Origin of the sequence: uncultured Desulfovibrio sp. (assembly GCF_949282365.1) — a bacterium.
In the GTDB taxonomy this organism is placed as follows: Bacteria; Desulfobacterota; Desulfovibrionia; order Desulfovibrionales; family Desulfovibrionaceae; genus Desulfovibrio.
The window spans coordinates 12,542-25,977 of the sequence record NZ_CASDOY010000011.1; the positions used below are offsets into that span (position 1 = coordinate 12,542).

General features: G+C 68.3%; 11 protein-coding genes. 4 read left to right on the forward strand and 7 right to left on the reverse strand.

Annotation, left to right across the window (positions count from 1 at the left end):
- Positions 1–61 precede the first annotated feature (61 nt).
- Both Q1X76_RS04295 and Q1X76_RS04300 read left to right on the forward strand, forming a co-directional pair.
- Positions 62–889 (forward strand): histidinol-phosphatase, encoded by an 828-nt coding sequence (locus Q1X76_RS04295; protein WP_300718293.1) that lies wholly within the window; start codon positions 62–64, stop codon positions 887–889.
- A 467-nt stretch (positions 890–1,356) separates the two neighbouring features.
- Positions 1,357–2,832, forward strand: a complete 1,476-nt coding sequence (locus Q1X76_RS04300; RefSeq protein ID WP_300718294.1) for an ATP-binding cassette domain-containing protein — start codon at positions 1,357–1,359, stop codon at positions 2,830–2,832.
- A gap of 330 nt (positions 2,833–3,162) precedes the next feature.
- On the opposite strand, the gene Q1X76_RS04305 is transcribed toward Q1X76_RS04300, so the two are convergent.
- Positions 3,163–3,900, reverse strand: a complete 738-nt coding sequence (locus Q1X76_RS04305; RefSeq protein WP_300718295.1) for an SPOR domain-containing protein — start codon at positions 3,898–3,900, stop codon at positions 3,163–3,165.
- Between the two features lie 258 nt (positions 3,901–4,158).
- Here Q1X76_RS04305 and Q1X76_RS04310 point away from each other — a divergent pair, with 258 nt between their 5' ends.
- On the forward strand, positions 4,159–5,145 hold the full coding sequence (locus tag Q1X76_RS04310; RefSeq protein ID WP_300718296.1) for a peptidoglycan glycosyltransferase: 987 nt from the start codon (positions 4,159–4,161) through the stop codon (positions 5,143–5,145).
- A gap of 338 nt (positions 5,146–5,483) precedes the next feature.
- Here Q1X76_RS04310 and hypB read toward each other — a convergent pair whose 3' ends face one another.
- Together hypB and Q1X76_RS04320 are read right to left on the reverse strand one after the other, a co-directional pair.
- Entirely contained in the window at positions 5,484–6,137 is a 654-nt protein-coding gene (gene hypB / locus Q1X76_RS04315; RefSeq protein WP_300718297.1) for a hydrogenase nickel incorporation protein HypB, read from the reverse strand.
- A 78-nt stretch (positions 6,138–6,215) separates the two neighbouring features.
- The gene (locus Q1X76_RS04320; RefSeq protein WP_300718298.1) at positions 6,216–6,581 is read right to left on the reverse strand and encodes a hydrogenase maturation nickel metallochaperone HypA; all 366 of its coding nucleotides are present in this window, start codon (positions 6,579–6,581) and stop codon (positions 6,216–6,218) included.
- 239 nt (positions 6,582–6,820) lie between these two features.
- On the opposite strand from Q1X76_RS04320, the gene Q1X76_RS04325 reads away from it, so the two are divergent.
- A complete protein-coding gene (locus tag Q1X76_RS04325; RefSeq protein ID WP_300718299.1) occupies positions 6,821–7,573 on the forward strand; it encodes an AMIN domain-containing protein in 753 nt (250 codons plus the stop codon).
- A gap of 99 nt (positions 7,574–7,672) precedes the next feature.
- Here Q1X76_RS04325 and proC read toward each other — a convergent pair whose 3' ends face one another.
- From proC to Q1X76_RS04345, 4 genes are all read right to left on the reverse strand, one after another.
- Positions 7,673–8,473, reverse strand: a complete 801-nt coding sequence (gene proC / locus Q1X76_RS04330) for a pyrroline-5-carboxylate reductase (protein ID WP_300718300.1) — start codon at positions 8,471–8,473, stop codon at positions 7,673–7,675.
- 65 nt (positions 8,474–8,538) lie between these two features.
- Complete coding sequence (locus Q1X76_RS04335; RefSeq protein WP_300718301.1) at positions 8,539–9,795, reverse strand: divergent polysaccharide deacetylase family protein; 1,257 nt, start codon at positions 9,793–9,795, stop codon at positions 8,539–8,541.
- A gap of 26 nt (positions 9,796–9,821) precedes the next feature.
- Complete coding sequence (locus tag Q1X76_RS04340; protein ID WP_300718302.1) at positions 9,822–11,141, reverse strand: S41 family peptidase; 1,320 nt, start codon at positions 11,139–11,141, stop codon at positions 9,822–9,824.
- A 668-nt stretch (positions 11,142–11,809) separates the two neighbouring features.
- Complete coding sequence (locus Q1X76_RS04345) at positions 11,810–13,237, reverse strand: sodium:proton antiporter (RefSeq protein ID WP_300718303.1); 1,428 nt, start codon at positions 13,235–13,237, stop codon at positions 11,810–11,812.
- Between the last annotated feature and the right edge of the window lie 199 nt (positions 13,238–13,436).

Genomic DNA, 13,436 nt, shown 5'->3' on the forward strand with positions numbered 1-13,436 from the left:
GGCCTCCTGCCCGGTCGCCCGACCTTCCCGCGGCAGGCCGGGGACGCTCCCGGAGATGAAGATGATCACTGCCGACCTCCACAGCCATACCCGCTACTCCCACGGCGCCAGCACGCCGCAGGAGATGTACGCCGCCGCCTGCGCGGCCGGGCTCTCCCTGCTGGGCTTCACCGAGCATTCGCCGCGCCCGCTGGGCTTCGACTATACCAACGAATACCGCGAACAGCTGAGCCGCTGCATGCCCACCTATGCCCGCGAAGTCTGCGAACTGCGCGATACGGCCGCGCCCGGCGCCTGCCGGGTGCTGTTCGGCATGGAGATGGACTGGCTGGAAGGGCAGGAGGACTTTGCCCGCAAGGCCTGCAGCGCCTATGATTTCGACTACTTGCTGGGCAGCGTGCATTTCATCGGCCGCTGGGGCTTCGACGACAGGGCCTCGGACTGGGACGCGCTCTCGCAGGAAGAATGCGAACGGAACTATGTGCGCTACTTCCAGAGCTGGCGGCAGATGATCGCCTCCGGCATGTTCCAGATCGCGGCCCATCCCGATCTGGTCAAGATCTTTTCCGTGGACCGCTTCCACATCTGGCTCAACAAGCCCGGCAGCCTCGAGCTCATCCGCACCGCCCTTGCCGAACTGCGCGACGCGGGCATGGCCATGGAGATCTCCTCCGCCGGTCTGCGCAAGCCCTGCCGCGAGATCTACCCCTGCGCGCCCATCATGCGGCTGGCCGCCGAACTCCGGGTGCCCGTGACCTTCGCCTCGGACGCCCACATCACCACGGACGTGGCCTTCGCCTTCCCCCGGCTGGAAAGCTACGCCCGGGCCTTCGGCTTCACCCGCAGCGTCTGGTACAGGCAGGGCCGCCAGTACGAGCTGCCCCTGTAGGCCGGCAGCCACGGCCTGCGGCCGCCCTCCGGGGGAGAGGGAACAGGAGAGGCAAACATCAGCGGAGGGAGGCAAGGCCGCTCTCCGGGGGGAAGGGGGGCCCCTCGTCCCTGCCGTCGACGCCCGCAGTTTCCTTCGTCGCTGATCGCGCTTTGCTGTCGCTGCCCGTAGCTTCCTTCGTCGCAACGGGCACGGCCCTGCGGGCCGCCATCCGGTCGCTGTCCGCACGGGAGGGGATCCCCTTGCCCCCATCTCTTCCCCAGCGCGCTTTATCTGGAACCATGGCGGTGGCGGGAGGGCACGGGCCTTCCCTTCAGCGTGGGTCCCCGGTCGCTTCCGGCAAGGCCCCCCATCGGGCTTCCGGCCGGTGCCGGCGCTTTCCCAGGGCCCGGTCCGCTTGTCTTTGTTGTTCGACGTCCCGCGCGACGGCTGCGATCCGTCCGGGACAACTTCACACGAGTTTTTTTATGGATACCCCGTCCCATCTCCTTCCCGGCAGTCCCCTGGTGGACATCGAGGATCTGAGCCTGTTCCTGCCCGGCGATGCCCGGCAGAAGATCATCCTGCATCATATCGACTGGCGGCTGCGCCGCGGCGAGCATCATCTGCTGCTGGGCCACAACGGCGCGGGCAAGACCACGCTCATGCGCCTCATGCACGGCCTGCTCTGGCCAGCGCAGGGCCGCATCGTCTGGCACACGGCCGAAGGCGCGGAGACCTCGCCCATCGCGGGCCGGGCCGTCAGCGCCCTGGTCTCGCCGGACCAGCAGGAGACCTATCAGCGCCAGCGCTGGTACATCACCGGCCGGGAACTGCTGCTCACGGCCTTCGAGGACACGCCCCTGCTCTACAGCAACAGCTCCGAACAGCGCCACGCCCAGGTGGAGGACATGGCCCGGCGTCTGCGCGCCCTGGACCTGCTGGACAGGATGGTGCCGGAAGTCTCGCAGGGGCAGCTGCGCCTGCTCCTGCTGGGCCGGGCCCTGGTCCGGCAGCCCGACCTGCTCCTGCTGGACGAATGCAGCGACGGTCTGGATGCCGATCACAGCCGCCGTTTCTACGACGTACTGGACAGCGTGCGCGAACACTGCACGGTCATCATGAGCAGCCACCGCCGGGAACAGGTGCCGGACTGGTGCCGCGAGACGCGCATCATCCATCAGGGCCGTCTGCTGGCCCCGGACTGCACCCTGCCGCCGCAGGAAGGGGAATACGAGGACATCTGCCTTGCCGGCGCCGTGACGCCCGCACCGGAGCCCGCCGCGCCCCTGCTGGACGTGCGCCATGCCACGGTCTTCATCGACGGGCAGGAGATACTGCACGATGTGGACTGGACCCTGCGCAAGGGCGAGAACTGGCGCATCGAGGGCGAGAACGGCTCCGGCAAGTCCACCTTCCTGCGCCTGCTGGCCGGGGACGAATTCGTGGCCGTGGGCGGGACCCTGGTGCGGCATCTGCCCCATCACGGCGGCGAGACCGTGCTGCTGGAGGAGATCCGCAAGGGCGTGCGCCTGGTCTCCGATCTTTCGCAGGCCCTCTACGGCTACAGCATCACGGCCCTGGAGCTGGTCTGCACCGGTCTGGAGAACACCGTGGGCGTCTACCGTGACTACAGCCGGGCCGAACAGGAACAGGCCCGCCGCGTGATGCACGAGCTGGGCGTGGGCCATCTGGCGGAGCGCTCCATCCGCCTGCTCTCCACAGGCCAGCTGCGCCGCCTGTTCCTGGCCCGGGCCCTCATGGGCCAGCCGGACATCCTGCTCCTGGACGAGCCCTGCTCCGCCCTGGACGAGGAATCCCGCCGCCAGTATCTGGCCCTGCTGGACCAGCTGGCCGCCCGCGGCATCGCCCTGGTCTTCGTCTCCCACTTCGAGGGCGACGCCCCCGCCTGCATCAATCGCCGGGCGCGCATGCACCAGGGCCGTCTGGAGATCCTGGACTGACGCGCCCAGCCAGCGCGGACCAGGCACGAAAAAAGCCCGCCGCCATCCGGGCGACGGGACGAGGACAGGGAGCCGACGGCAGCCTGCCGCCAGTCTGGATTGCTGTGGAAAAAGGCGCGTCGACGGCGGCGCGACGCGATGCGCCCGCCCGGGCCTGTCCCCTAGGGCGCATCGACCCAGATCTTGCGCTCCATTTCCGGTAAAAAGAGGATACCAGCCGCGCATGCCCGGTGGAGGATGCCTGCCGCCTGCTCCCCGCGCCCGTCGGCAACAGCGCGCCGGGGAAAGGATGGGGGGGCCTTCCCCGCAAAACAGAACGCGGTCCTGGGCCTAACGGCGTCCGGGCACGGGCTTGCGGCTGCGCATCAGGGGCTTGCCCAGGCGCAGGTCCTGCGCGATGTATTCCACCTCGCGGGCCCGTTCGTCGGTGCCGCGCAGCACCACCATGACCAGATAGAGCTTGCCGCTGCGTTCCATGCGCGTGCGCAGGCCGCGCCCTTCCAGGCGCTGGCGCAGATCGTCCACGATGCCGGGATCGCGGAAGGCCCCCAGCTGGAACACGAAATCATAGATGTCGGTGGGTGTCGGCGGCGGTGCTTTTTCGCCGGCGGGCACGGCGGGCTGCATGCCCGGCGGCATGGGCGGATAGGCCGGTGCGCCTTCCGCGGCCGGTTTGGCGGCCCGGGCGGCAGGCAGCGGCGGCGAGACAGGCTCCAGACGCGCGCCCGGTTCGGCCCGCAGGGCCCGGGAAAAACGCAGTTCGGATGCCGCCAGCACCGAGGCTTCGGCCAGGACGTCCTCAGGGCTTTCCGTACCGGCGGCGGCCTGGGCCTCCGGGGAAGGGGCCTCCTCCCCGGCGCTGTCCGTGGCGGCGGCCTGGGCCAGAGCAGCCCGGGATTCCTCAAGGCTGCTGGCCCACTGGGCGCGCCCTGTCATCACGCCCCCCAGATAGGCCAGGACCAGCGCCGCCACGAACAGCACGCAGGCCGTCACGAGTACCGGCAAGGTCAGTTGCAGCCCGACAGCGCTCTGCTGCGGGCCATCCGGCGCATGGCGGGACGAAGACATGGCGACTCCTTGGCAAAGGGCATGGACGGGAACGGCGGCACGGGCCGCCCAAGTCCTTCCTATACCAGCCGGGAAGCACAGCGTAAAGGCCCGCCCTTCCCGCAAAAGCCTGCGGCCTGTCCGCTCGCAACGCTTGCGGCTCCGCCGGGCCTTTGCTACACCTACAGCATGCCGCGCTTCGCCGCGCGGCCCCTGTTTGCCAACTACGGCCGCCGTGCCGTCCCAGCCCTTCGGGACTGCCGTCTGATGAGGTCCGCCATGCTCCATTCCTGTCGTTTGTCCGTCCTGCTGTCCCTTGTCTTCGCCTCCCTGCTGCTCTGTTCCGGGCCCTGCCTCGCCCGGGACACCCCGGAAGATGAAAAAAGCCTGACCATCCGCAACCAAAGCGCCGAAGAGCTGCTGAGCATCCGCTTCACCGTGGGCCACCAGGCCAATTATGCCCGCCTCGACCTCCTGCCCGGCGGCGAGGACCAGCTGCTCAACCCCGGCGGCAGCGCCGACCTGCGCATGGACATGGGCCTCTCCCTCTGGGATTTCAGCGCCATCCGTCTGGCCGATCTCCAGAGCCTGACCCTCTGCGGCGAGCATCGCCCCTGCCTGCTGCTCCGCGGCCTTGACGGCAAGACCAGCCATGTCACCGGCAGGGAGACCTCCCTGCTGCCCGCGGATGATGCCCGGCCCGTGTGCGCCCTGAGCAAATTCCGGCCCGGCATGAAGATGCAGGACGCCTGCGCCCTGCTGGAAAAGGATCCGCCCCGTGACGACGGCGGCGCCGTCCTCACCAGCCTGGGCTTCGCCGACATGGTCTGGGCCGCCCGCCTGACCCCTTACACGCCCGGCGATGACGACGTGGAGGTCTTTCCCGTGCAGCCCGGCGACGAAGTCCTGGAACATGTGGAACTGCGCCAGAAGCTCAACGACCAGCGCCTGAACACCCTGCTTTCCAGCCTCTACGCCATGGGCTACCGGCCCTGGCAGGCCGAGCTGCCCGGCCTGGACATGAACTTCACCGAGATGCCCGTGGCTGACCAGAAGCGCCAGATGGAGATCCTGCACATGGCCCTGGGCATGCTCATGAACGCCCCCCGCGGCGATGCCTGCATCATGATGGCCCCCGGCGACATGCTGCCCGACCTCATCAGCGACACGCCCCGGCATGACGTGCAGCTCTTCACCATCACCGTGCGCCGTCCCACGGCCACCCTCATCGTGGACATGACCGCCTACAGCGCCACCATCCAGTAGACGGCACGATGCCCGGGCGCACGGCCCCGCGCCCTGGCAGTCCCCGCCGCCCCCGGTGCATCACGGAGCGCCCGCCCCGGCGCATCACGGAAGCTCCGGCCCGGCCGGCGCACGCAACGCCGACGGCTTTGGGACGTGTGATGCGAGCAGGCCACGGCACCCGCCTGACGACCGGACGCGACATCCGGCGGCGGGCGGCAGAGCCAGAGAGGCGCCAGGACCGGCACGCTTGATCGGGCCCCGGGCTGCCGTCCCCTCCGGCTCCTGCGGCTGGTACGAAGGCACAAAAAAGCCCCCTTCTCAGGGGGCTTTTGCCGTATGGGGAAAGGACCGTACGCCTAGAGCTTGCTGGCGCGCATGTCGCGCAGCCACTGGTACCAGCCTTCCAGGCCGGAACCGTCACGGCAGGAGACCTCGAACACGTCCAGCTCCTTGTTGAGCCGGGTGGCGAAGGCCCGCGCCCGTTCGCGGTCGAAGTCCACATAGGGCAGCAGGTCCACCTTGTTCAGCACCATGGCCTTGGCCAGATTGAACAGCAGGGGGTATTTCTCGGGCTTGTCGTCGCCTTCGGTCACGCTCAGGAGCGCCACCTTGGCGTCCTCGCCGCAGTCGAATTCCACGGGGCAGACCAGATTGCCCACATTCTCGATGAACAGGATGTCCACGCCGTCCAAGTCCAGGCTCTCCATGGCGGTCATGATCATGTTGCTGTCCAGATGGCAGCCGCCGTCGGTATTGATCTGCACGGCCTGCGCGCCCGTGGCCGCCACGCGGCGGGCGTCGTTGTCGGTCTGCAGGTCACCTTCGATGACGGCCATGCGGAACTCGCCGGCCAGATCATGCAGGGTGCGCTCCAGAAGGGTCGTCTTGCCCGCGCCCGGCGACGAGATCAGGTTCAGGGCCAGGATCTTGCGCTCGCGCAGTTTCTCGCGCACGCCGGCCGCTATCTTTTCATTGGCTTCCAGAACGTTGCGCACCACAGGAATTTGCATGCTTTCCTCCCGGAACTCCGGCCCGTCCGCTGCCGGACAGGGCCCGGCCCCGACTGTCCACGGCGTCAGGGCCCTGGTTTATGAATCCTGGCCCCCGCTGACGGAGGCTTCCAGATGACTGATCTGCAACTCCTTGCCCTGCTCCACGCTATGGCCCGTCAGGGCCCCGCACACGGGGCACGGCAGCCAGAGCGCCTCCTGCCCCTCGCCGCCGAAGGTCCGGCCGCAGGAAGAACAGCGCAGCAACAGGGGGATGGTCTCCAGTTCGAGCCGGGCCGAAGCGTGCGGCCCGCCCCGGATCAGGGCCTCGAAGCAGAACTGCAGCGATTCCGGCACCACGCCGGCCAGGGCGCCGCATTGCACACGGATGAGGTCGAGCCGGTCACAGCCCTGTTTGGCGATCTCTTCCAGAGCTATGTCCAGGATGCTTTGGGCAATGGACATTTCATGCATAGTGCGCCCATGCTAGCGCAAAGCCCCCGGCGCGTAAAGGGATTTGGCAAATCTTGCCATTCGGCACAAATCATGTAGAGTTTAGCCGTGCCCGCGAATGGGGCCTCCATGCGTGCCCGCGTCCCGGCGGACGGCTCCGCCCCCGCCCGACGCGCACCGTGATCCGCGATACCGCCCATCCGCCGCCCCTTCCGGCGGATACCCGCCCCAAGGCACAGGAGCCCACTGGCATGAACAAAGTCTTTCTCTGGATAGTCCTGGCGGTCATCATCCTCGGCCTGCTGCTCATCCTGCTCAACACACGCATGGGCCAGTCCGGCGATACACCCGCGCCTGCCGACAACGGCGTCTCCGCCCCGGTGGCCGGCACGCCGCCCGCCGCCCAGCCGCCCCTGCCCGTGCCCGTGACGCCCGGCACGCCCGCCGATGGCGAAAAGCTGGCCGCGGCCGGGGTCAAGCCGTCGCCCGCCGCCGTGGAACGCGGCTTCGCCTTCGATACCGGCGAGGAAAGCGGCATGCCGCCCGTCACCGCGGAAAGCCCCGAGGCCGCGCCCCCGGCCACGGCGACCTCCCCCGCCGAAACCCGGCAGCCCGCCGCCCCGGCGCAGGAAAAGGCGGCCGCCCCCGCGCCCAAGGCCCAGCCGGCCCCCAAAAAGACCTCTTCCGCCCAGGCGCAGACCGTCACCAATTTCGTGGTCTTCGTGCGCGACGGCGGCGCCACCATCCGTCTGGAAGCCTCCTCGCCCATCCGCTTCAAGCATCTGGAGCTGACCAGCCCCTCGCGCGTGGTGGTGGACCTGCAGGGGACATGGAAGGTCAAGGAACCCGGCGTGCCCAAGGGCGAGATGGTCAAGGACGTGCGCCTGGGCAAGAAGGGCAGCGACACCCGCATCGTCATCGACCTGCACGCCAAGGCCAAAACGCGCTATATCCTGACCAGGGGCAAGAAGCGCCTGGACATCCGCGTGGACAAGGTCAAATAACTCCCCTTTTCCGGCACACGGCAAACCGGCGGCAGGCCCTCTGCGGAGGACCCGCCGTTTTTTTCATACGAAAAAGGGGGGCTCGCGCCCCCCTTCCCGCTATTCGTCCTCCATTTCCCTGCCGCGTCGGTCAGCGGCCAGCACCGCGTCCACCAGCAGTCCGGCCAGCCCGGCCCGGTCGAGCACATTGACCCCGGCGATGGTCAGGCCGCCGGGCGAGCAGACCTGGTCGCGCAGCTCCATGAGCGGCGTCTCGCTGCGGGCCGCCATGACGGCCGAACCTTCAAAAAGGGCCGCCACCATATCGCGGCATTCCCTGCGGCCCAGCCCGAGGGTGACGCCGGCCTGCACCAGGCCCTGCATCATGCCGAAGACATAGGCGGGCCCGGCGCCGATGAGGGCGGAAAAAGCGGTGAAACGGGCTTCCGGCAGCTCCAGGCATACGCCCAGCTCGGCGAAGAAGCGCAGGATGTCGGCCCTGCCCTGCTCCGTGACGCCTTCGCCGAAGCAAAGGGCGAACACGCCCTTGCCCACCAGGGCGGGCGTATTGGGCATGCAGCGCACCACGGGGCAGCGCCCCTGCACGGCGGCCTGCAAACGGGCGATGCTGATGCCCGCAGCCACCGAGATCAGCACCTTGTCCGGGCCCAGTTCCGGGGCCATACCGGCCAGTACGGCCTCGGCCTGATAGGGTTTGACGGCCAGCACCACATAGCGGGCCTGCCGGGCCAGCTCGCGGGCCGAATCCAGGCGGGTGACGCCCGCGGCCTCCAGAGGCGCCATGCGCGCCGCCGTGCGCGTATGGCCGTACAGGGCGCAATCCAGGGAGGAAGCGGCCAGACCGGCCAGGATGGCCCCGCCCATATTGCCGCAGCCCACACAACCGATGCTCATGCTCATGGTCTTCTCCATCGCCGCCGTGGCGGCTGTCAGCGGGAAGATGCGGAACGCGCCTTCCCGAAAAATCATTCCGTGGCGGCCTGTCCGGCCCGCAGCCGGGCCAGGTGCCAGACATAGCGCCGCAGGGGCACCACGGCCACGCCCTCGCGGTTCTCCCAGCGTTCCAGGGCCCGCAGGGTGGCGGCGTGCGGATGGCCGATGGCGATGGCCACGCCCTGCCTGCGCGCCAGACGCGCGGCCTTGTCCAGGGCCTGCAGCACCTTGTCCGTGCCCTGCGGATCATCCAGGAAGATGTGGCGGCTGGCCGTGACGATGCCCTGTCGCACCATGCTGTCTTCCAGCCGGCTCTTGGCGCTGGTGACGCTGTCCAGCACGAACAGGCCGCGCCCGTAGGCCAGACCGGCCAGGATGCCGCAGGCCTGGCGGCGGCTGGTGAAGGCAGAGCCCATATGGTTGTTGAGGCCCAGCGCCGTGGGCACCTGGGCCAGGGCCCTGTCCAGGGCCTGTTCCATGGCAAAGGCGGCCATATCCGCTTCCAGGGCGCCGGGGCCGGGATCGGGCAGGCTGCCGTTCTTGCGCGGCAGGGGCTCCATGGGCATGTGCAGCAGCACGTCCCGCCCCGTATCGCGGGCCAGGGCCTCCACCGGGTGCCGGAAGGGCGCATGGGGCCAGACGGCCAGGGCCACGGGGAAAGGCAGGCTGACCAGCTGTTCCGCGGGCTCCAGCTTCCGGCCCATGTCGTCCAGCACCAGGATCAGGGCGGGCTCGGGCATGGGCCGGGAAAGCGCGGCCAGCATGGTCTCCCAGCCGGGGAAATGCAGGACCATGCAGACGCGGCCGTCCACGACGGCTTCCAGCACCCCGTCGTCGGTCCAGCGCAGCTGCGGCAGGGCCATGCGCGCGTGCAGGCGCTTGCCGTCATGGCCGGTGCGCAGGGCCTCCTGGCACAGGCGTTCCTGCAGGGCCAGGGCCAGACGCAAGGGCGCGCCTTCGCCTTCGATGCGGTAATGGCGGGCCTCCTGCTCGGAAAAACCGGGCATGGTCAGCAGACGGCAGCCGGGCATGACCCGGGGCAGGGTCCGCTGCAGCAGCACGTCCAGGCTGTCCCGCTGCCGGAGCCAGTCCCCGGACGGGAGCGCGGGCGGCTCCTCCCATGCCTCCGGAACGACGGGCTCGTCCCGGCCGCCCAGCTGCCAGGCCAGGCCCAGGCTCAGGCAGAACCAGAGGATGCCGCCCAGCAGCAGGCGGGTGGACGCACGCGGCCCCCCGGAGGGGCTTTCGTCAGCGCCCGGGGGGCCGGCATGGGAACAGGGGAAGACCACGGGACGACTCCGCGCGGGGCGCCGGTCTAGCGCCGGATCTCCTGGATGCGCGGCAGGCCCTTGACCAGCTGCAGGGCCATGCGCAGCTGGTTGTCACGGGCCAGCTGTTCCACGGCATCGTCCCGCTTCTTGCTACCCGCGTCCTTCTTGCCGCTGCCGGCATTTTCCAGATGGCCGCTCAGGTTCTGCTCGCGCAGCAGGATGCGGGGCTCGTCGGCATCGTCCTCATGCGGACGCTCGAAGGGGATCTCCAGATCGGGCACGATGCCTTCGGCCTGGATGGAACTGCCGTTGGGCGTGTAGTACAGGGCCACGGTCAGCTTGAGGGCGGAACCGTCGGAAAGCGGGATGATGTTCTGCACCGAGCCCTTGCCGAAGGAGCGCTCGCCGATGATCAGGGCGCGCTTCTGGTCGCGCAGGGCACCGGCCACGATCTCGGAGGCCGAGGCCGAACCGGCATTGATGATGACCACCACGGGCACCGCGATGTCCCCGGCCTGCTCCTTGGCCTCGTAGACGCGCTCGGGCACGGGGCCGCGGCCCTGGATGGACACGATGGTCCCCTTGCCCAGGAACATGTCGGAAACGCTCACGGCCTGATCCAGCAGGCCGCCGGGATTATTGCGCAGATCCAGCACGATGCCCTTGAGGCCGCCGGTCTTGGCGCATTCACGGGTGGCCTTCTTGAGGGCGTCGCGCAGTTCCTCGTCGGTGCGGCCGGAGAAGCGGGTCAGGCGGATCCAGTAGTAGCCGTCCTCCAGGGGCTTGGACTTGACGCTCACGACCGGGATGGCCTCGCGCTTGAGGCGCACGGTCTTGGGCGACTTGGACGTGCTGTGCAGTATGCCCAGCTCCACTTCCGTGCCCTTGGGCCCGCGGATGCGCGAGACCACGTCCTGCAGGCTCAGCTCCTGGGTGGGCTGGCCGTTGATGGTCAGGATGATGTCGCCGGACTGCAGCCCGGCGCGGTCGGCGGGCGTGTCCTCGATGGGGGTCACCACCGTCACCTGGCCGTTCTCCACCGTGATCTCGATGCCGATGCCCGAGAACTCGCCGGAGGTGGTCTCCTGCATCTCCTTGTGTTCTTCGGGGGTCATGAAGGTGGAATGGGGGTCGAGCCCCTGCAGCATGCCCTTGAGCGCGCCGTCCAGCAGCTCGCTCTGGTCCACGTCCTTCACATAATAGCGGTTCACCAGATCCAGCACCTGGCTGAAGCGGCGCAGGGCCTCGAAATCTTCCTCGACCTTGTCTTTGGCGGCAGCGTCCTTGCCGGCCGCAAGGGCGCCCAGGGGGCAGCTCAGGGCCAGCACGCAGAGGAAAACGGTCAAACGGAACAGAGCACGCATGGATTGCCTCCGAAAAAAATCCTGGAAAGCGCGGACGTCTCCCGCCGAAAATGGCGGGCACAGGCGCAGGGCCCGGGGCTGAGCGCCCGCGAGGCGGCCATAGTTACCTTTTTCAGGCCAAAAAGCAATTCCGGGCCTGCCCCGGGGACGGCGCGGGACGGCCCCGGGAGGCTGGGGAGCGCGGCCCGGTGGCCCGCCTGGCCGCGACCTGCACGGCGACAGGCCCGCTCCCGCACGGGCCGGCATGATGCGGCACGCACGGGAGCGCGGAGGGCCATGACGCAGGACGTACGACGGTCCCGCCCGTCGCGGCAGGGCCGTGCTGCGCCCGCCACGGCCCTGTCCGGGGCGTCTTGTACGGACCGGCGTCTCCGCGTCCGGGACCGTCGTTTGCGCACGGCGGGCATGCCCCGCGTCAGCCCTCTCCGTGGCCGTGGGCACCGGCTGGACGGGACGCCTTCCCGGCTCCTCCGGCGGCACGGGCCGCGTCTGCTGGCGTCGGCTCCCGCCCGTCGCATGGAGGGCGCCGGGAACAGCACATCCCGAGCCTGCGGCATCGGCCCTGCCCAAATGTTTCCCACGCAAAAGGGCCGCCCCTCGCGGAGCGGCCCGGTATGCGCGGATGCGGGATGCGCGGATGCGGGATGCGCGGATGCGGGATGCGCGGCCTAGATGAAGAACAGCCAGGTCAGGATCAGGAACAGCGGGATCAGGATGCCCACGGACCAGGCCATGTAACCGAAGAAGCTGGGCATGGGCACGCCCTGTTCTTCGGCGATGGAACGCACCATGAAGTTGGGCGCGTTGCCGATGTAGCTGTTGGCGCCCATGAACACCGCACCGGCGGAGATGGCGGCCAGGGTGGGCGCCATGTCGGTCATCAGATGCACGGGGTCGCCGCCGGCGGTGTTGAAGAACACCAGGTAGGTGGGCGCGTTGTCCAGGAAACTGGACAGGGCGCCGGTCAGCCAGAAGAACATGTAGTTCACGGGCTGGCCGTCATGGAAGACCATGTTGATGACGCCGGCCAGAGCGCCGTCGGTACCGGCACGCAGGATGGCCAGGGCGGGGATCATGCTCAGGAAGATGCCCAGGAAGAGCTTGGCCACTTCTTCGATGGGCGCCCAGGAGAAGCCGTTGAGTTCACGGCACTGGCGGGAGGTGAACTTCCAGGACAGGCCGGCCAGGCAGAGCAGCAGGATGTCGCGCAGCAGGTTCTGGCCGTCGATACCCACGCCGTGGATATTGATGACTTCACCGAAATCGACCATGCCGGAGCAGAGCACGCAGAGCACGATGCCCAGCAGGAAGAGCAGATTGATGGAGCCGTCGAGGCCCAGCTTTTCTTCCACCTTGTCGGGATCATGCGGGGGCTGCGGGCGGCCTTCACGACCGAAGAGCACGGTATCCAGCACGAAGTAGATGGCCAGCAGGGCCAGGGACATGAAGAGGGTCTTCACGAAGAGATTGGTGGTGGTCCAGAAGAAGCTCACGCCCTTCAGGTAGCCCAGGAACAGCGGCGGATCGCCCAGGGGGGTCAGGGAGCCGCCGATGTTGGCCACCAGGAAGATGAAGAAGACCACGGAATGCACGCGGTATTTGCGGTGGGCATTGGCGCGCAGCAGGGGGCGGATCAGCAGCATGGCGGCGCCGGTGGTGCCCATCCAGCTGGCCAGCACGGTGCCCACGGCCAGGATGCCGGTATTGACCACCGGAGTGCCCACCAGCGAGCCTTTGAGGCGCACGCCGCCGGCCACGGTGAACAGGGCGAAGAGCAGGACGATGAAGGGGATGTATTCCAGCAGGATGGCGTGCAGGAATTCATACAGGGCCACGTTGAAACCGTAGACCAGCAGACAGGGGACCAGGAAGGCCAGGCCCCAGAAAACGGATATCTTGCCGAAATGGTGGTGCCAGATCTGCGGCAGGGCAAGGGGCATGATGGCGATGGACAGCAGCATGCAGACAAAGGGGATGACCCAGACCGCGGACAGCGCCGCACCGGGGATGCTCGGATGTCCTTCGGAGGCCAGGGCCAGCGCGGGCAGCGCCAGCACGGTCAGCAGGACAAGAGGCAGGGACCAGCGTTTCAACATGCGATTCTCCTCAAATCAGTAAAACATCACAAAGGAATACATTGTGATACACTATGAAAACTTCTTTACCCTAAGCCATTTCCACGCTTTTGGCAATGAAAATGCGCCCTCCGGGCGGAACGTGGTTCCTTTCACAAGGTCGGCCCCGGGAACACGGCCCTGAGGTGATCCATGACGCGGGGCCCATGCCGCCGGCGGG